At 36.4% G+C, this 19739-nt stretch carries 13 protein-coding genes; 11 read left to right on the top strand and 2 right to left on the bottom strand.

All coding sequences use genetic code 11. The features are described 5' to 3' along the window. The first annotated feature begins 138 nt into the window (after positions 1-138). From A3EM_RS0125880 to A3EM_RS0125840, 7 genes are all read left to right on the top strand, one after another. Positions 139-540, top strand: coding sequence for a VOC family protein (locus A3EM_RS0125880; RefSeq protein ID WP_020531155.1), 402 nt, complete (start codon positions 139-141; stop codon positions 538-540). A 92-nt stretch (positions 541-632) separates the two neighbouring features. Beyond that, positions 633-1685 carry a serine hydrolase domain-containing protein gene (locus tag A3EM_RS0125875; protein ID WP_020531154.1) on the top strand — a complete coding sequence of 351 codons (1053 nt, stop codon included), beginning with the start codon at positions 633-635 and terminating at the stop codon, positions 1683-1685. Positions 1686-1965: 280 nt separating this feature from the next. Further along, complete coding sequence (locus A3EM_RS0125865) at positions 1966-2535, top strand: RNA polymerase sigma factor (protein WP_020531152.1); 570 nt, start codon at positions 1966-1968, stop codon at positions 2533-2535. 202 nt (positions 2536-2737) lie between these two features. After that, complete coding sequence (locus A3EM_RS0125860; RefSeq protein WP_020531151.1) at positions 2738-3775, top strand: FecR family protein; 1038 nt, start codon at positions 2738-2740, stop codon at positions 3773-3775. Between the two features lie 186 nt (positions 3776-3961). Further along, complete coding sequence (locus tag A3EM_RS0125855) at positions 3962-7300, top strand: TonB-dependent receptor (protein WP_169513405.1); 3339 nt, start codon at positions 3962-3964, stop codon at positions 7298-7300. A gap of 24 nt (positions 7301-7324) precedes the next feature. Then, complete coding sequence (locus tag A3EM_RS0125850) at positions 7325-8815, top strand: RagB/SusD family nutrient uptake outer membrane protein (RefSeq protein ID WP_020531149.1); 1491 nt, start codon at positions 7325-7327, stop codon at positions 8813-8815. A 493-nt stretch (positions 8816-9308) separates the two neighbouring features. Next, positions 9309-10496, top strand: a complete 1188-nt coding sequence (locus tag A3EM_RS0125840; protein ID WP_157638090.1) for a PepSY-associated TM helix domain-containing protein — start codon at positions 9309-9311, stop codon at positions 10494-10496. A 55-nt stretch (positions 10497-10551) separates the two neighbouring features. Here the strand turns inward: A3EM_RS0125840 and A3EM_RS0125835 are convergent, their stop codons facing one another. Together A3EM_RS0125835 and A3EM_RS0125830 are read right to left on the bottom strand one after the other, a co-directional pair. Then, positions 10552-11211: a response regulator gene (locus A3EM_RS0125835; RefSeq protein WP_020531146.1), complete on the bottom strand. Its 660-nt coding sequence runs from the start codon at positions 11209-11211 to the stop codon at positions 10552-10554. Continuing rightward, on the bottom strand, positions 11208-12890 hold the full coding sequence (locus A3EM_RS0125830; RefSeq protein ID WP_020531145.1) for a PAS domain S-box protein: 1683 nt from the start codon (positions 12888-12890) through the stop codon (positions 11208-11210). Before A3EM_RS0125830 ends, A3EM_RS0125835 begins: the two co-directional genes overlap by 4 nt. Before the next feature lie 938 nt (positions 12891-13828). Here A3EM_RS0125830 and A3EM_RS0125820 point away from each other — a divergent pair. The 4 genes from A3EM_RS0125820 to A3EM_RS0125805 all read left to right on the top strand — a co-directional run bounded on the left by A3EM_RS0125820 (position 13829) and on the right by A3EM_RS0125805 (position 19587). After that, complete coding sequence (locus A3EM_RS0125820) at positions 13829-14572, top strand: DUF4331 family protein (RefSeq protein WP_020531143.1); 744 nt, start codon at positions 13829-13831, stop codon at positions 14570-14572. 99 nt (positions 14573-14671) lie between these two features. Continuing rightward, complete coding sequence (locus tag A3EM_RS46280; protein ID WP_020531142.1) at positions 14672-15532, top strand: DUF4331 family protein; 861 nt, start codon at positions 14672-14674, stop codon at positions 15530-15532. A 392-nt stretch (positions 15533-15924) separates the two neighbouring features. Next, a complete protein-coding gene (locus A3EM_RS0125810) occupies positions 15925-17283 on the top strand; it encodes a tetratricopeptide repeat protein (RefSeq protein WP_020531141.1) in 1359 nt (452 codons plus the stop codon). Between the two features lie 57 nt (positions 17284-17340). Next, positions 17341-19587 (top strand): TonB-dependent receptor, encoded by a 2247-nt coding sequence (locus A3EM_RS0125805; protein ID WP_020531140.1) that lies wholly within the window; start codon positions 17341-17343, stop codon positions 19585-19587. Positions 19588-19739: the final 152 nt, after the last annotated feature.

Here is a 19739-nt window from a genome sequence, read left to right as displayed (position 1 = left end):
AAATTCGCTTGCGTATCTTAAAAAAGGAATTAAAAAAAATTGGGAGTCCAAAAGAACATTCAGATATTTGGGTACAGCTATATGGAAAGTTGTGAATCATGTTTATCAGTTAAAAAATAAACAGCAATAATTAAATTAATGAAGACTAAAACATTTAAACCCAAAGGGTACAATTCTCTTTCCCCCTATTTAATTGTTGATGATGCGAATAAGCTTGTTGATTTTTTAATTCATGTTTTTGATGCTAAAGAATTTCGAAGATTTGAAGATGAAAACGGAAGAATTAGCCATGTAGAACTTAAGCTGGACGATTCCATTTTGATGATCTCAAACAGTACGCCTGTATACCCTGCTCATAAAACAATGTTGCACTATTACGTAGATGATGTCAGAAGGGTATTTGAACGTGCCATTGCCCATGGCGGTGAGGTAATTCAAGAGCCTGTTCAAAAAGAAAATGACCCGGACATGAGAGGATCCTTTTACGATTTTGCCGGGAATTACTGGTCAATTGGAACGCAGGTTAATCCGGAAAAATAGCGTATTGCTTTCTATTATATTCGCTACCATATCATAAAAAAATCTGTTACATTAATTTCAAGAATGACTGTCTTCAAACCAGTTAATACCGCATGAATACGATTGAAAAAGAAAAATCATTACAAATTATCCTGGATAAAATTGTGGATGAAAAAAAAGTATTCGGGGTTTCCTTCGCTATAAAAAAAAGTAGTTTTAATTGGCATGGTTCTTCCGGTAATTTATCTAACGACCAACCTTATTTTATAGCGAGTACTACAAAATTATTTACCACTGCTATTATTTTGCACTTAAAATCACAAGAAAAATTATCTCTTGAAGATTGCATCAGTCATTATCTGGATAAAACCATTTTGGATGGTTTACATTTGTACAAAGGTAAAGCCTATGCTGAAGACCTAACCATCAAACATTTACTTGCACATACTTCAGGACTACCTGATTATTTCCAAGGGAAAGGAACAAATGGTAAAAGTCTGGAAGAGGAGCTTAAAAGTGGAAATGACCAACTCTGGACATTTGAACAAGCGATTGAAAGATCTAAAGCAATGAAACCGCTTTTTATTCCAGGCACGAAGAAAAAAGCCAATTATTCTGATACCAATTTTCAGTTGTTGGGGAAAATCATTGAAACTATTACGAATAAATCCTATTCTGAAAATTGTGGTGATTTAATTATTAAGCCGCTGGGATTACGTCATACCTATCTCTATCAGGATTACAATGACGAAACACCAAAACCTTTATATTTTAAAGAGGGGGTTTTAAGAATTCCCAAGGCAATGGCATCCTTCGGCTCAGATGGTGGGATTGTGTCAACTTCAGCTGATATACTTATTTTTATTGAATCATTTTTTTCAGGCAGGTTATTCCCAGTTGAATACATTAATGTATTACAAGAATGGAACAAAATATTTTTTCCTATGAAGTCAGGAATAGGCATTCATTTATTTAAACTTCCCTGGTTTTTTAATCCCACAGGCGCTGTACCATATTTTATCGGGCATTCAGGACTTTCAGGTGCATTGGCTTATTTCAGTCCGAAAGAAGGTATTTATATTGTTGGAACAGTTAATCAGGTGGCCCACCCTGATATTTCATTTAAAACAATGATAAAATTGACTCAAAAATTATTGAAAAATTAAAAATATTTTAAAAAAATAATTTTTTGAGGAATAAAATTTTTGATTCCGATTATTAACCCTCCAACTTCAAGTGAGAAAGGTTTCATTTGTGCCAGTTTAAATCCTGTTCTGTGGACATCATGTTTTGATTATTCGGATATTATATCTTTATTTTAAGATTTGTGGAGTACAGTGAAGTTTGAAGGCTGTAATTTTCCTGTATTATGGTCATTCAAAATAGAGAGCCATTATCAGATAACGAGAACTCCACCGATATGACTTTAAAAGTATTGATACCTTAATGGGGAAAGTAAACTATTCGAGTGAAGAAGATGAAAAACTGTGGGAAGCCTTTAGGAGAGGCAGTGAAGAGGTGTTCTCCAAAATATATAAACAACATTTTCCTTCTTTGTTTAATTATGGTATAAAACTTTGTGAAGATGAGGATTTGGTAAAAGATAACCTTCAGGAATTGTTTTTAACTATTTGGAAGAACAGGCAAAACCTGGGTGATGCCTATTCCATTCGCTTTTACTTACTCAAATCGTTTAAACGAAAGTTACTTCGGGCATTAAAAAACCACAAGCGGTCTCTCACGAATAGGATCGATGAAAACCATTATAATTTCTATTTTGAATTTTCTGTAGAAGCCAAAGAAATGGATTTAGAAAGGTCTCAGGAGCAATTTTTATTGTTAAAAAATGGGATAAATACACTTACCTCACGACAAAAAGAAGCAATTTACCTGAAATTCTATAATGGCCTGGATTATGGAGAAATTGCTGAAATCATGTCAATTAATATACAATCTACCCGCTCATTGGTTTACGAAGGCATTAAGGGATTAAAAAATATATTTAAAAAAAAATAACCCGGGCATTAGGTCAAATCCTGGTTTCTCCGCTAGGTCTAACAATGTAAATACTTCTTTCCTTTATTTTTTTTAAAAATTACTTCTTGATAATCAATCGGTTATAATTTTTTACAAAAAAAAGTTTAAAATTTCCAGTATATCCTGAATGAGGAGGTCTATATACCATTAAACAAAAGTCAAATAGTATTAATTTTTATCCATGAACCTCCAGAAATATAAAACTGAAGACTTTTTAGAAGATAAATCATTTATTGATTATGTTTTGTTTAATTCTACCGAGGAAGGTGATTTATGGGATAATTTTCAAGCAAATTATCCTGAAAAAATTAAAGAATTTGAGACAGCAAAATCAATTCTTTTAGGTTTGAAGTCAAAAGAAAGAGAATTCTCAGAAAATGACCTGGAGGAACTATTGGTAGATTTAAAAGGAAGGCAGTCCGCATCTAAATCTATCCAAATTTCTTCTACAAATCAAAATGGTTGGTTCGGGATTCAAAAAATTGCCGCCTCCATTGTTTTTATCCTGTTGGCCGGAGTTTCTTATTGGTACTTTTCTCTTCCTGTTGAACAAATACAGGAAACCACCATTGCCATAATTGAAAAGATAAATCCAAAAGGTCAAAATTCCACCATAAAATTAAAAGATGGATCAGTAGTGAGGTTAAATGCAGAAAGTATTCTTAGAATTCCTGAACAGTTTAAAAGTGATTTGAGGGAAGTGGAGCTCATTGGAGAAGCATTTTTTGAGGTAGCCAAAGATTCCAGCCGGCCATTTATCATTAAAACAGGTAATATAAAAACCAAAGTGCTGGGGACTTCCTTTAACATCAAAAGTTATCCTGAAGATGAGAATGTAAAAATTGCGGTGGTAACAGGAAAGGTGATGGTTGGAAATTTAGACAGTCTGGAGACTGGTGAAGAAGTTTTATTGATTCCCAACCAAATGGCCACTTATCATAAATCTACCAGGCTATTTGAAAAAGGAAGTTTTAATCCAGATGATGTGATTGCCTGGAAGAAGGGAGTGATTTATTTCCATGAGGCTGGTTTTGAGGAAATAAAGGAGGTTTTGGAAAGGTGGTATGGGGTGGAGTTTAGGGTTAAAAAGCAGGTTGATTTTGGTCAGGGCTTTACCGGAAGATTTGAAAAAGAATCTCTGGAAACTGTTTTAAAAGGTTTGAGCTATGCTGCAGATTTTGATTTTAGTATTGAAAAAGACATTGTTCTAATTAAATAACCAAATAAATTATCAGATGAAAATGAAAACAAATACAAGCTAAAAAAAACCAGTTATCACAAGGGATAACTGGCCTTAATTTTATTGAATTTTATTCGGTTTGCCCCATCGCCAAATGTCACAAACTGAATGGAAATTCAAGCCTTTGATCTATTACAATTTTTTAAATCAAAAACATATAAAAATATGAAATTGAAAGGAGTACAACAAATTCTGCTCATGTCAAAGTTTGCTTTATATGGCATATTTCTACAGTGTTTTCTGGCTTCATTTATAATGGCCAGAAATGGAAATGCCCAAAAATCAAGTCTTGAGGAAATACATCTTTCCTTAAATATTCAGGAGAACAGTTTACAGGAAGTTTTTGAAAAGATAGAGTCGAAAACAGACTTCTTCTTTGCTTACAAAAAGGATTTAATTAACCAGAGCACAAAATTAAATTTTTCCGTGCGAAATGAATCACTTGCCGATGTGCTTAGGGTAATTTCTAAGAATACAAACCTGAGGTTTAAAAGAATTAATAACAATATATACATCGGAAAGAAAAGTATTTTTGATAGTCCGGTAGCTGAGGTAGTGCCTGAACCAGAAGAAATTGTGCAGTTGAAAATTTCCGGAACAGTCACTTCCGCAGAGGATGGCGAATTGCTTCCAGGAGTTAGTATTTTAGTAAAAGGAACTTCCCTGGGTACTACAACCAATTTTGATGGAAAATTTGTGTTGGAAGTTCCGGAAAATTCCATCTTACAATTCAGTTATATTGGCTTTGAAACCCAGGAAGTTCAGCTTGGAAATCAGACTCAACTCATTGTTGCACTAAATCCTGATATGGAACAATTGGAGGAAGTGGTAGTGATCGGATATGGCACGCAAAAGAAAAGTGACCTCACCGGATCGGTGTCTTCCATTAAAGCCAAAGAACTGAATGCCACACCTACTGCCAGGTTAGATCAGGCCTTAATCGGAAAAGTAGCCGGTGTACAGGTTACCCCGACATCTTCCGCACCTGGAGCTGCTGCTACAATTAGAATAAGGGGAAGCAATTCTATTCAGGCCAATAATGAACCACTTTTTGTGATTGATGGATTTATCGGAGCAGGAAATTTAAATGACATCAATATGAATGATGTGGCCTCAGTAGAAGTATTAAAAGATGCTTCTGCCACTGCTATTTATGGGTCAAGAGGATCGAATGGTGTAATTATCATTACCACTAAAAAAGGTTCTTCCGGCAAGTCTACCTTAACTTACGATACCTATTACAGTGTACAGTCCCCAACAAGATTGCTGAACATGATGAATGCTTCAGAATACGGAGATTGGATAAACGAGGTGAAAGGCACAAATGTGTTTCCCAACCCGGGTGAATTAGGGGAAGGAACTGACTGGCAAAATGAAGTTTATAAGAAAAATGCCTTAATGGTTAACCATAACCTTTCATTCAATGGAGGAAATGAAAAAAGTCGGTATTATATTTCTGGAAATTATTTTGATCAGGATGGGATTCATATTGAGAGTAATTTCAAGCGATATCAGTTAAGGGTAAATACCGACCATAAGATTGGCGAAAAATTTAAACTTGGTCAAAATCTTACCATTAGCAGAACGATTAATAACCAAAGAACCTCAGGAGCAGAGAACTTATTGGGCTGGGATCCTTCTATTCCGGTGAAAGATGCGGATGGCAACTTTACCTACCAGACGGTAAGTTCAGAATTGTCTGCGGATAATCCGGTAAGTAATGCTGTGCAAAATCAGAATCAATTAACTGGAACCAGAATATTGGGTAATGTATTTGGTGAGCTTGAAATAATAGAAGGATTATCCTATAAATTAAATCTTGGGGCAAACTTGTATAATACAAGACGGGAGCAATATGCCCCTTCTACCTTATTTTCCCAAACGGCCAACCAGGGAACAGCTACGATCACAAACTTTGAATCTTTAAACCTATTAATTGAAAATACTTTAAATTATTCCAAAACATTTGGAAAGCATCAAGTAGGTGGGTTATTGGGTTATACCAGACAGACTATAACTGAAACAAGTAGTAATGTTCAGACTACAGGTTTTGTTACGGATGCATATTCATACCATAACCTTGGAGCGGGTACCATAAGATCCGGAGCGGGTTCTAATTTTCAGGAGGAAGGTTTGGAATCCTATTTATTTAGGGCAAATTACGAATACAACAACCGGTATTTATTAACCATTTCCGCCAGAGCTGATGGGTCTTCTGTTTTTGCCAAAAATAATAAATGGGGTGTTTTTCCTTCAATAGCAGCCGCCTGGAGAATTAAGGAAGAGAATTTCATGCAGAATACTTCCTTTTTTGATGATTTAAAACTAAGAGCAAGTTATGGAGAACTTGGTAATCCTGGTGTGAATCCGGGAGCTTCTTTAACCAGGCTGGGTCAGGTAGGAAATAATTATATTTTGGGGGTTAATCAGGATATAGTGGCCGGAATTGCTGCGAATACCTTCGGAAATGATAACCTCAAATGGGAAACCACCAAGCAGTTTAATATAGGAATTGATGCCTCTTTTATATCCAACAGATTGCAAACTTCGCTCGATTATTTCTCCAAATCCACTCAGGATTTATTGGTAGATGTGCCATTACTGTGGTTAACTGGTTTTGAAACTTCCTTAAGTAACTTTGGTGAGGTAACTAACAAAGGACTTGAATTAACTTTAACCTCTATAAATATCGACAGTAAAGATTTCCGTTGGGAAACCAATTTTAATATATCTTCTTATAGAAACAAAATTGCCAGTCTTGATACGGAAGAAGGTCAAATTTTCATCAATCCAATAGGAAGAGGAGTTAGTGTAAATTCTGCTGTATTGCAGGAAGGCCAGCCCATGGGTACTTTCTATGGTATGGTTTCAGAAGGCATATGGCATTCCCAGTCTGAAATTGATGCTTCCGGATTGAGTGGTTTTTCAGTTTTTCCAGGAGCAAGAAGGTATGCAGACCTTGATGGAGATAATGTAATTGATGCTACGGCAGACAGGCAAATCATAGGCAATCCTAACCCTGATTTTTTCGGAGGTATTGGCAATACCCTTTCCTGGAAAGGGTTTGAACTTTACCTTTATTTCTCCTTCATTTATGGAAATGAAATTTTCAATGAGACCGATTCCAGACTGGCAGTTGCATTTGATAACAATACCTTCCAAAGATTTGTGAACAGGTGGACACCTGATAATATGGATACGGATATTCCTTCAGCTCAGGGAGTAGAAAGGCCTTTAACTACCTCGAATACCTCTGTGATAGAAGATGGTTCCTTTTTAAGATTACGAAATTTAAATATTGCCTATAACCTTCCAGTGGATAAAATCAGTTGGTTGAGTAAAGCCAAAATTTATGCTTCAGGTACTAACCTGATTTTATTCGATAAATACAGTGGATATGATCCTGAAATTAACAGGGGGACTGAAAATACCAAAAGAGGTTACGACCTGGCTCAGGACCCGGCCATGAAAACACTGACTATGGGTTTAAAACTAGATTTCTAAATAAGGCATAAAATTTTGATAAATATGAAAAAGATATATAAGATACATTTAATCCTTCTGCTTTTTTGTTTCTCCGGAACTTCCTGTGAAGACATTCTTACAGAAGAACCTAAAAGTTTTCTGACACCCGGTACTTTTCCTGCCAACGAAAAGGATGCTACAGCTGCAGTAAATGCCGCTTATTCCAGATTAAATAGCAGTATTATTACCTGGTATTATAGTTTTACCCCAAGTGATATAGCCTTCCAGGGTTTTCATAACAAACGGCCAAGTAGTTATTTTACTAACCTCAATTCCCTGAATGGTGATGCCAATAGTATGTGGAGAGAGGCTTATGAAGGAATATTGAGAACTAATACCGTGATTTCCCTGGTACCTGATGTAGATATGGACCCCGTTACAAGAGATGCCATAATTGGAGAAGCTAAATTTTTGAGGGCTTTTTATTATTTTGACCTGGTTAGGATTTATGGTGGGGTGCCAATTTTGGACCAGCTCAATAATGGTCCGGAGGATTTGGTAGGAATTACCCGTAATAGTGTGGAGGAAGTTTATGCCTTTATAAAAAAGGATTTGACTGAAGCTATTCCTGTTTTACCTGATTCTTATCCCGCAGATCAGAAAGGAAGGGCAACCTGGGGAGCCGCAACTGCCTTATTGGGGAAAGTACATCTTACCTTAAAGGAATGGGGAGAAGCAGGTAGCAAATTTGATGAAGTTATTGGATCGGGAAACTATGGACTTTTTGCAGATTATAACAGTTTGTGGGGAATAGAAAATGAACATGTGATGAAACCTGATAAAAATGGAAATCTTGTAAATGAAAATGTTTTCGATATTCAATGGAAACAAAATGAAAGAAATGGTTTTGTGACTTCATGGGTAGGCTCCAGAGATGTAGACATTGTTGGAGCGGTTAATGCACCAGGCGGTGGTTGGGAGAATATGTTGCCGCTTCCTGAATATGGGGACATGTTTGAAGAGGGTGATTTGAGAAAGGAAAAAAGTTATGTAACCGTATTGGATGGTAATGTATTAGAATCACCAAGAACACCGGGAGCAGGCCCAATTACCGGAAAGTACATTGACTATGCCGAAACACCTAAAAATAATAACAATAGCCAGAACACTTATGTAATCCGGTATGCCGATGTTTTATTGATGAAAGCGGAAGCTGAAAATGAATTGAACGGTCCGGGAAATGCGTATCAATATATTAATCTGGTAAGAGAAAGAGCCGGTTTAGCGGGATTATCTGGTCTTACTCAGGAAAGCTTCAGGCAAGCATTGAGAAAGGAAAGAGCCACTGAATTGGGTTTTGAAGGTCATAGAAAATATGATTTGCTGAGATGGGGGATTTTTGTGGAAACTATTAGAAATTCTACCTCACCATTTTTGGAAATTCCTTCTGATAACATCCAGAATTTTCACGTTTTAATGCCTATTCCTAACAGAGAAGTGGAAATCTCTCAAGGCACTATCACTCAAAATCCTGGATATGAATCTCCTGAGTAAGTAAATTGTTTTATTAAAGTAAGTATGTAACAAGTGAATAGCCTTTTGAAAAGGGCTGTTCACTTGTTTTATTTTAGAATAACCTTATCATAAAAGCGTCCACATCAAAGTTTATGGCCTCATAACCGATCGTTTTGTCTAATTGGTATCATTTATACCTACTAATAGCTAATAATTATGAAGCTAAAATAGCTAAGACTAGCGATTGGTCATCCAAGATTTAGTACTGATATTTGCCATTGTTTAGAATTGTTCTAATTAATTTTCACCCACTTATTTTTCTTGATTATAGTGATTTCCAAATTGGAATAAAACCGGCTTCGGATATAATACCTGCAACTGGAATCACAATTTTGATAGAAAGGTCAGATTTAGGGGTTCTAACTGATCTGGGTGAAAAAAGAGCTGATTTCTTTAGGTATTTATTTGGTTCATTTTTCATGTCCAGGTAATAAAAAACTACCCAATCCAATTTAAAAAAATGTCATTGAAAATGGGCAATAAAAGATTTAAAAAAATTACAGGACAGATTCATCTTTATTTGGGACTTGTATCTGGGATAATTGTTCTAATTGTATCCCTGACAGGATGTTTTTGGGTGTTTCAGGAAGAATTTACCCAATTAATAGAAGGGGAAAGGAAAGTCCAAATAGAAAATAAACCTTTTATTTCCCCCGAAAAAGCAAAACAAATTGCCCAAGAAGTTTTTCCGGAAAAACAGGTCCATGGTACCGTGTATGGACATTCCTCTGACCCTTTAGAAGTTATTTTTTATGAAGTTGAACCGGAATTTTACCAGTCTGTTTTTCTAAATCCATATAGTGGGGAAGTATTGGAGATAAAAAATCATCGCTCGGGATTTTTTTGGTTTGTGTTAAAAGGACATTTATATCTATGGCTTCCAAAAGCAATCGGAACCGAATTAACCAGATACGGGACAATGGTTTTTGTCATTTTATTGATTACCGGAATTATTCTATGGTGGCCCAAAAATAAAAAGGGGAGAAAGCAAAGGATGCAATTTCTCTGGAAATCCTCCACCAGATGGAGAAGGAAAAATTTTGACCTCCATAGCATTCTTGGATTTTACATTTCCTCACTTGCCCTGATCATTGCCTTTTCCGGGCTTGTAATGGCATTCGATTGGGTTTATTTTGTAACTTACAAAACCTGGGGAGGAGATAAGACTCCTCAATTTTTAATCCCCAATAACCTGACTCAAAGTCCGGAGGCTGATACCCGGGAACCTGCTATTAACTTTCTTTTTGCAAAGTTGGTGGAGGAATATCCGGAATATGAGAGTTTTGAACTACATTATCCACATGCAGATTCTTCCTCTATTTATGTGGAAATTTCCAGCCAATCAGGGGTTTATTATAATTCTGATTATAGATTTTTTGACCAGTATACCCTGGAAGAAATTGAAACGCCCGGAATCTATGGAAAATATAATCGTGCATCCATTGCCGATAAAGTCATGAGGATGAATTACGATATTCACGTAGGGGCAATTGGGGGCTTACCTGGGAAAATTATTGCTTTTTTTATAAGTCTGTTGGCAGCTTCCTTACCCATCACTGGATTTTTATTATGGTGGGGGCGAAATAAAAAAAGTAAAATAAGCTTGAATAGTGAAGTTAATGAACCCAAGAGGAGCAGACCTTTAATGCAGAAAGTATAAGATCATTAAGTCAGGGTAAAAGAAAGGATTTCCAAACTTTTTCAGAAGATGGAGTTTAATTGTTAAGCTGGTTTAAATCGATCAAATTATGCTTAATGGCAAACAGCATCAGGTTGATTGAGTTTTTTGTATTGGTTTTGGCCATAAGGTTGGTTTTATGTCCTTCTACTGTTTTTTGGCTAATAAATAAAAGTTCAGAAATCTCCTTGTTATCATATCCCTTACAAATGAGTTTTAATACTTCTTCTTCTCTTCGGGTAATTTCAACTAAATTTTTCCCCGGGCTTTTCACTTTCGGATTCGAGATATACATGATGATTTTTTGGAGTAATTCCTGAGAAAAGAAGGTTTTTCCGGCATGTACCACCCGAATAGCTTTTTCAAGTTCATCAACTCCAGCTTCTTTCATCAGAAATCCTTTTACACCTATGGAAACCATTTTGTGATAATATTCCGAATCACTGAACATCGATAGGGCAATAATTTTTGTTTTGGGCAACAACCTTAAAGCTTCAATTGTAGCCTGAACTCCATCCATCTCAGGCATTCCAATATCCATTAGGATTACATCGGGCTTTGCTTTTTGAAAATCCGCAATAAAGTTTAAGCCATTTTCATAATCCTTTACTACCTCAAAGTCAGGTACTTGAGATAAGGCAAAGCGCAAACCATCCCTAAACATTTTATGGTCATCAACGATCACTACCTTAATCATAACGGAATGGAAATTTTTGTTTTCATTAAACTGTTTTTATACTCAAAAGTAACTTTTCCCCTGAAGGCCTTTATTCTGGTGACAATGTTTTTCAAGCCAATTCCCCCACCAGCACGCTGATGGATAGTTTCTATATCGTATCCCCGGCCATTGTCTACATAATCCAAAACCAGTTTATGGTTAGAGATAAAAAGATCTATAGATACTTTGTCTGCTCCGGAATGTTTAATGGTATTATTTAGTAGTTCAAGGAAAACCCTGTAAATCAATATTTCCACATTTTCAGCAAGCCTTGCGGAGTATTCCCGCTTTTCGGTAAAAAAGACCGCAACTTTACTCGATTGATTTACTTTATCAATATGATGTTTTATAGCCTCTATTAATCCCTTGTCCCACAATATGTAAGGACTTAAGTTATGGGATATTTCCCTCACCTGTTTCACACTATTGTCCACCACATTCGAAAGATTCTCCAGAATTATTTTTTTACTCAAGTCTTCTTCCATTTTCAATAAGGACTGAAGGTAAAGTTTTACAGTACTAAAAATTGGTCCCAGATCATCGTGTAAATCCCTTGAAAACCGCTCTCTTTCCTTCTCTTCCGCTTCCACTACTGCATTCAGCTTTTTATGTTCATAATCCTTCCTCAAACTGATATCCCGTACAGAGGTAAGAATCATAGAATAGGGTTCATTTAAAATCAGTTTACTGTAAATTTCTACTGAAATTGTTGTACCATCTTTTTTGAGAATTTCAATTTCAGTAGGAGGATAAGTAGTACCCTCCAAAATCTTGCTAAACCGGTCTTCAATTAAACCTCTGAAATCAGGAGCGACTACATCGAATGCATTAATGTGTTGGACATCTTCGAAATCGTATCCTGTTATCTCTATTAAAGCAGGATTTATTTCCAGTATATTTCTATTTTCATCAATAAGTAAAATACCGTCTCCACTTGCCTCAAATAAGCTCCTAAACTTATTTTCATTGAAAATCATTTCCTGCTGATAGTTCTCCTTTTTCTGAACCTGATTGTTTAATTCATTTACCAGGTTTTGAAGTTCCTGATTTCGGTTATTAATAGATATGAAATTATTGAACAACTCCTTTTGAAACTGGCCAATCCCAATAATAATAACCGATGAAAATAACAGGTAAATAAAGAAGCCTGATAGCCAGTGAATTTTATTTTGAATTAAACCCTGAAAGTCATAATCATAAATAATGTAATTGTTTACAATAAAATAACCCAATAAAGGAATGAGCAAACAGATTAAAAAATTCAGAATGATACTGGTTTTATATTGAAATGAAATGACAAAAATAAAACTACAAAACCCTAGAAAAACATAGCCATTAACAATCCAGCCATAGTTCAGGGTGCCCCTCACAAAAACAATTAAAAATATAAAAGAAAGGATAAGGGTTTTAGTCGTGATATTCAGACTTTTCCGATAATAGTAAATTACAACCAGGATCAATAATGAACAGGCATTCATGATAATTGTCCAGGAAGTAGGAAACTTAAGTGTTTGAGCCACTTCATCTCTAAGGGCGCCAAAAGAGGAGGACATTATTCCAAAAATAAAGGAAGCCAAAATTACCTTGTCAATTATGGCTCCCTTTGTCCTTTGAATTTCACCCTTTATATTTTGCTGTAGGTTCCCTTGATTTGTCATTATTCAGTCGATAGATCAATTTACCTTTAGTTTTATTTCCCCCGTTCTGTTTAGATTATTGGAGAATTATTTTAAACCCACCCTTTATTGTGTGTGTGTTTGAAGGCTCTGGTTTTGTTGTAATTTTTGAATAACCAGATGTTTTTGTCATTCTGATTTTCATCAAGAAATTAATAACAACAATACAATTTAAAGGATTTAATTAGAAAAAGGTAGAAAATCCGGTTATCTACATCGTATTCAGGAAAAAACTTCCATAAGAACTGAAATACAATGTTTTTAGTGATAACCGAATTATTCTAACCAGAAAGCGGTGATTAACAAGTTCACACTTTCGCACATAATCATGAAATGGATTTACAAGCCAGAGCCTTAAATTTGGCATCATATTCCAAAAATACCTGCTCCTATACTTTGGCCTCCATTAAAAGTTTTTTATTCATCTCCCTTTTCTTCAATTTAAGTTTCAAAAGATTTTTCGGCCATGTCCTACTTTAAATCTTGATTTTGAATTCACCTGAGAAATGAATTCAGTTAAACAGTTAGAAACAAATACCAAAAAGAAAAAAAACTAAAGTGAATAAGTAAGCAGTTTTCAAAGCTGTAAATTTTAAATTAAATGATTTAATTGTACTGCAAATATTGGAACTAAGCATAATTGTTAATATGGAGTAACTCCCTGAATTAAAGAAAAAGGGACTTGATTTTTTCAAGGGTTTTCCCTTGCTGGTTTACGTAATCATTTTATTTCTACATTTTTTTATCTTAATTGGAAAGAATTATTATTGATATAATCTTTTAATAATCAGTCGATTATAATCCTTATTTCAATTTTATAAGCCTGTTTTCATTGTTTTTTTCAATCTAAAAAATCCAAATGCTGAAGTCACCTCGTAGCTATGCTGTAATTCAATTTTTTAATAAAACAGTTAACTAAAATGAAAAAAACAGCGCTTATAGCATCTTTGCTCATCAGTATTGGGATTTGGGTGATTGGAGCTGACCATGTGGATGCTCCGGCAGTTGGATCACTCACTGAAGGAAGTTCGCTTGCCGACATTGCCGACTTATATGCCTTTGAAAGTCCGGCCAACTCAGAAAATTATGTATTTGTAGTGACTGCTTCGGGGTTACTGCCACCTTCAGGAACCGGAGATGTTTCATTTGATGAAAATGTAATGTATGAATTTAACATTGATAATGATGCTGACAATGTAGAAGACTTAGTTATTCAGTGCAGGGTCAGGAATGGGATGTTACACGTTTATGGACCAATTGCTCCATCGGAATCGGGTAGAGACAGCAAATTGGTAAGAACGGCCAACCTGACTAGAGTAGAAGTGACGCCTTATAACGAATCCCCCAAAGTAGGCTCAAATAATGGGGTAAAAGCTTTTGCCGGTCCATCTGATGATCCATTTTTCTTCGATCTTTTTCAATTCAGGTCAATTGTGAATGGGGTAGGGGCCTCTCTGGGAGATGAGAATAATACGGGTGTTTATGATCCGGAAAGATTAAATGGGGATGGCGAACCTTATCCTGCTGGATTTTTACCAGCTGAAGAAGCAACTGATGCTTTGGCAGGAACCAATGTGATGAGTATTGTGGTAGAAGTACCGAAAACAATGTTAGGTACTGCGGATAATTTTTCCGTTTGGTCCGAATCAAAAATTAAAATGTAATTGAATTATCCATCACAATTATTCAATCCTTAATTACAAACCTGGAATTTGTGCTTAACTGACCATACTTAAGCATCAATACTTTAAAATTTTAAAACAATGAATTTATCGAAATTAAAGATCGCAGGGATCGCCCTGGGTATGCTATTCCTGTATAGTTGCAAAGATGACGAAAACATGACGCCATCGCTTACCATTACCCCAAATGCAGGTGATGAGAAAATGGTAGAAATTTATGATGAGGTTGCACTTTCCGGTAGTGCTACGGTAAGTGATCCTAATGCTCAGGTTACATATCAATGGGCATTTAACAATGTACCCTCCGGAAGTAATGCCACCATTATGGATGCTACTACACTTACTCCAAGTTTTATCCCGGATGTGGAGGGAGATTATATACTTGATTTTATGGTAAAAGTGGGTGACCAAACCATGACTGATATGGTTACGGTATCTGCAGATGATCCTGTTTTTGCTTTGGCAGATCAGATGGGAAGACCAACCATAAACACAGTATTTAATTACTTTGGTGATGCCGATGCCAAAAATGGTTATAATCAGGTAATACCTACTGAAGGTTCTGCCAATGCGACTCCATTTAAAGGAATACTGGATGCCTTGCAAAGCTATATCGGTCTGGATGCCAGTGCCTATAATAACGTTTTAGGACTGGATAATTCCACAACTTCAGGAATTCTGGCCGTGGATGTTTTAAATTGCAATATTACTGCTCCATCCACTTATGGACCCTCCGATTTGGATAATCCACAGCCTTTTGTAAATGTTTTAAATGGCAGAAAACTTCAGGATGATATCATTGATGTAACTCTGATTTTGGCCTTTGCCGGGAATGATCTTTCGGCTTTAAACGATGTGCAAAAAGGATTAATCTCGGATAATGTTCAGGAAAATGATAAATCCTTTAACAATGAATTCCCCTATGTGGCTGCACCACACTAAGTCAATGCGGGGAGTGATTGCTTAAAAAATATAACCAGCTAACCAACACACTACCTGCCTCCAAGCTTTTATGGAATTTGCCTTTGGGAATAAAGATATCCCCCTGGGAACCTATGTGTTAACTATAATGATGATCCACCATTTGGGACTTAGGCAGGCAGGTAGTCTTTACAAAATAATGATGGGCTGAATTGGTACAAGGTCCAACCTTGTGCCAATTTCAACAAATCGATTCGACTTCATCACTGCAACTTAAGTAGTAATTCAAATTTGCCCTAAAAGACTTATAGAGAGATTACTATTTCTCGGAAATAATAGTACCTGGTATAGAGTACCCGGTATGGAGTACCCGGTGCGGAGCACTGGTGTTTAATTTCAAAACTTTAAATTCAATGAAAACGATAATCTTATTTTTTTTGATTGCCCTGGCCCTGTCTGCTTGTAATTCAGCGCAAAAGGAGCAAATTGTATCCTCTAAGGATTATGACAAGTTTTTAATCACTTCTATGAAAAAACATGGGACGGATTTGGAACAATGTAACCTGACCATCAAATTTTGGGAAGAAAAACTGAACCAAAGGCAAGACGGGTATATCTATTACCAAAAACTGGCTGATGCTTTTGAGGAAAGGTTTGAACTTACGGGAAATGGTGAGGATTTAATGAGGGTAGACAGTTTACTCCAAAAAGTTTTGCCTTACCTGAATGATAAGGAAAAAGCAGCTGATTATCTCAGACTTGCTCAAAATGCCATCACCCAACACCAATTCAAAAAAGCTGAAACTTATGTTAACCTGGCAGCCGAGACTCACTATTTTGTTATTCCCTCCAAGTTGGTTGCTTTTGATGTGGCTATGGAATTGGGAGAGTATGGGAAAGCCGCAGAAATTCTTGAGCTTTTCAAAGAACAGGAAGATTTTGATATCTTAATCAGACAATCCAAATTTAAAGACCATGAAGGGGATTTACCCACTGCCATTGCTCTAATGGAAAAGGCATTCGAATTGGTCAAAAACAACAAAAGCCATCCACTTTATACCTGGACTTTGGGAAATCTGGGTGACATGTACGGACATGCAGGAGAAATTAAAAAATCGTATGAAGCTTTTTTGAAAGTATTGTCACAAGATCCGGGCTACGATCACGCATGGAAAGGACTGGCCTGGATGGCTTATGCCCATGATGGAAATACCATAGCCGCAAACCGCATCATTGATTCTTTATTCATTAAAAAATCTATTCCGGATTTGTTGTGGTTAAAGGCAGAATTGGCTGGACACAAAGGAGACCAGGGTAAAAGGCTAAAATTATTAAATGAATTTTGCCAAATAGCATCTGAGCCTGAATATGGAGATATGTACAATAAATATTTGATTTTGGCCTATTCCGAGGAATTAAGAAAACCAGAAAAAGCATTACAACTTGCCAAAAAAGAAGTGAAAAACCGGCCAACCCCGGAAACTTATGCATTACTTGCCTGGGCTTATCTGCATTCAGGTGAAAAGGAAAAAGCACTTGCGGTCATTCAGCAAAAGGTAGAAGGGAAAAGTAGTGAACCGGAAATTTTGTACCAGGCAGGTATAATTTATCTTATAAACAAGAAAAGAGAAAGAGCCAAAACCTTATTGGCCATGGCGGAAGAGAGTTCTTTTGAATTAGGGCCATTGAAGGAAAAAAAGTTAGTGGAATTATCAAAAGAAAAGAATTTCGATTTTATGTTTGCAGCAGAGAAACCCTTTCCACTACCATAATCAGATAACATTTAATTTTCCAGGATTTTATACTTTCTAATGATCAAAGAGAATCACATGAAACTTACCTTTTTAATCACATTTATTTTTTCGTGTATTTATATCAATGCCCATGCACAACACCCTGTTTTTACAGGGAGGATCTTGGATGAAACCAACCTTCCTGTCCATGGAGCAAATGTAAGAATGGTGGAAGAGGATATTGTAACAGTTACCGATCCTTTTGGATATTTCAGTCTTGTCCCTCTAAAAGATGAATTTTTATTAGAGGTCAGCCACATTGGTTTTAAAACAAGGTTAATTCCCATCAATTCCAAATCTCATGAAGGTTTTGAGTTAACCCTGGAAGAGGGGGAACTTGAGTTGGAAGAGGTTTCCATTTCTGCCAATAAGGAAAGAGAGGTTAACCTCATCAGTGCCATAGATTTACAATTAAGACCGGTAAATAATGCCCAGGAAATTTTGCGGGCAGTTCCTGGTTTATTTATCGCTCAACATGCGGGAGGAGGAAAAGCGGAGCAAATATTCTTAAGGGGTTTTGATATCGATCACGGAACTGATATCACACTTTCAGTGGATGGAATCCCAATAAATATGGTTTCCCATGCCCACGGACAAGGTTATTCTGATCTGCATTTTATTATTCCAGAAACCATAGAGCAGTTACATTTTGAAAAAGGACCTTATTATGCGAACAAAGGGAATTTCAATACAGCTGGCTTTGCTGAATATCAAACCAAAAAAACTTTGGACAGAAACATGCTAAAGTTGGAAGCCGGGGCTTTTGGAACTTTTAGAACGGTGGGTATGATAAACATACTGCCTGAAAAAATGCAGGAAAAACATCAACATGCTTATTTGGCAGGAGAGTTTTTTCGGTCTGATGGGTACTTTGAAAGCCCGCAGGATTTTAAAAGGATGAATTTTTTGGGCAAATACCATGGAAAAGTAGGCAATAACAGCTGGCTTACAGCAACGGTTTCCAACTTTTACAGCCAGTGGATGGCTTCTGGTCAGATTCCGGAAAGGGCAGTGAAAAGCGGGGAAATTACCAGGTTCGGTGCGATAGACGATACCGAAGGGGGGGAAACCAGCAGGCAAAATGTAAATCTAAAATTTATGCACAAAACCGGTGATCAGGGCTGGCTGTCGCATCAAATTTATTACAGTCATTATGATTTTGAATTATATTCCAACTTTACCTTCTTCCTGAACGATCCGGAAAATGGAGACCAGATTCGCCAGAAAGAGGAAAGAAATTTATTTGGCTATACCTCTGAATATAGAAGACATTTTCACCTGGCCGGATTAACGGTATCTTCCACAAGCGGAATTGGCTTTCGGTATGATGATGTAAATGACAATGAACTTAGTAGCACCATCAACCGGTCTTTTACAAAAGAAAGAATTTCACTGGGTGATGTCAATGAGGGAAATGTTTTTGCCTATGGTGATTTAACCTGGCCATTGGCTTCTAAACTGAATATGACCACTGGTTTAAGGCTGGATTATTTCCAATTCAATTACCAGGATAAACTGGCTCAAACTGAAAGCGACAAAAATCACCTATTGCTTAGCCCTAAGCTGAATTTTGATTATGTCTTGAATAATAAAATTACCTTTTATCTAAAATCGGGGATTGGTTTTCATTCCAATGATTCCAGGGTAGCCGTCACCAAGGAAAACCGGGCAGAAACATTGCCCAGAGCATATGGAATTGATCTGGGAGGATTAATTAAACCCACCCCACACTTTATTTTGGAATGGACGCTTTGGGCTTTAAAACTGGACCAGGAATTTGTGTATGTGGGGGATGAGGGTATTGTGGAACCTTCCGGAAAAACGTTTAGAACTGGTATTGAAACTTCTTTGAGGTATCAAATTAATCCTAAATTATTTGCCGATGTTGATTTTACCCTCACAAGAGCCCGGGCCACTGAGGAAGAGGAGCATGAAGCATATATTCCCCTGGCACCAAACTTCACTTCTACAGGGGGAATCACCTGGAAAGTAAGTAAAGGTTTAAGCGGGAGCTTAAGATACAGGTACTTACACGACCGACCTGCCAATGAAGACAATAGTCTAGTGGCTAAAGGATATTTTATTTCGGATGCAGTGATAAATTATACGATTGAAAACTTTCAATTTGGAGCATCGGTAGAAAATATTTTCAATACTGAATGGAATGAAGCTCAATTTGCGACTACTTCCAGACTAAAAAATGAACCCGCTCCTGTAACTGAGATTCATTTTACACCTGGAACCCCCGTGTTTGTGAAAGGAAGTATTACTTATAGTTTTTAACTGGTTCTTGTATAGAAATTATAGTTGGAGGTGGACAGAAATAACAACCATTTAATTGGGTGTACGAAAAACATCCCAATTATGCCGCCATTTTTCCATATTTTGCGATTTGGATAACCTGATTCCATTTTGCACTTTTCTTAGTTATTCTT

This window comes from Flexithrix dorotheae DSM 6795, from assembly GCF_000379765.1.
Taxonomy (GTDB): Bacteria; Bacteroidota; Bacteroidia; order Cytophagales; family Flammeovirgaceae; genus Flexithrix; species Flexithrix dorotheae.
The sequence above is the reverse complement of the archived record's forward strand: the minus strand, read 5'-3'. Positions and strand labels throughout refer to the sequence as shown.

Coding starts and splice junctions, on each gene's coding strand:
- A3EM_RS0125880 (WP_020531155.1), top strand. CDS start 139: ATGAAGACTAAAACATTTAAACCCAAAGGGTACAATTCTCTTTCCCCC.
- A3EM_RS0125875 (WP_020531154.1), top strand. CDS start 633: ATGAATACGATTGAAAAAGAAAAATCATTACAAATTATCCTGGATAAA.
- A3EM_RS0125865 (WP_020531152.1), top strand. CDS start 1,966: ATGGGGAAAGTAAACTATTCGAGTGAAGAAGATGAAAAACTGTGGGAA.
- A3EM_RS0125860 (WP_020531151.1), top strand. CDS start 2,738: ATGAACCTCCAGAAATATAAAACTGAAGACTTTTTAGAAGATAAATCA.
- A3EM_RS0125855 (WP_169513405.1), top strand. CDS start 3,962: ATGAAATTGAAAGGAGTACAACAAATTCTGCTCATGTCAAAGTTTGCT.
- A3EM_RS0125850 (WP_020531149.1), top strand. CDS start 7,325: ATGAAAAAGATATATAAGATACATTTAATCCTTCTGCTTTTTTGTTTC.
- A3EM_RS0125840 (WP_157638090.1), top strand. CDS start 9,309: ATGGGCAATAAAAGATTTAAAAAAATTACAGGACAGATTCATCTTTAT.
- A3EM_RS0125835 (WP_020531146.1), bottom strand. CDS start 11,211: ATGATTAAGGTAGTGATCGTTGATGACCATAAAATGTTTAGGGATGGT.
- A3EM_RS0125830 (WP_020531145.1), bottom strand. CDS start 12,890: ATGACAAATCAAGGGAACCTACAGCAAAATATAAAGGGTGAAATTCAA.
- A3EM_RS0125820 (WP_020531143.1), top strand. CDS start 13,829: ATGAAAAAAACAGCGCTTATAGCATCTTTGCTCATCAGTATTGGGATT.
- A3EM_RS46280 (WP_020531142.1), top strand. CDS start 14,672: ATGAATTTATCGAAATTAAAGATCGCAGGGATCGCCCTGGGTATGCTA.
- A3EM_RS0125810 (WP_020531141.1), top strand. CDS start 15,925: ATGAAAACGATAATCTTATTTTTTTTGATTGCCCTGGCCCTGTCTGCT.
- A3EM_RS0125805 (WP_020531140.1), top strand. CDS start 17,341: ATGAAACTTACCTTTTTAATCACATTTATTTTTTCGTGTATTTATATC.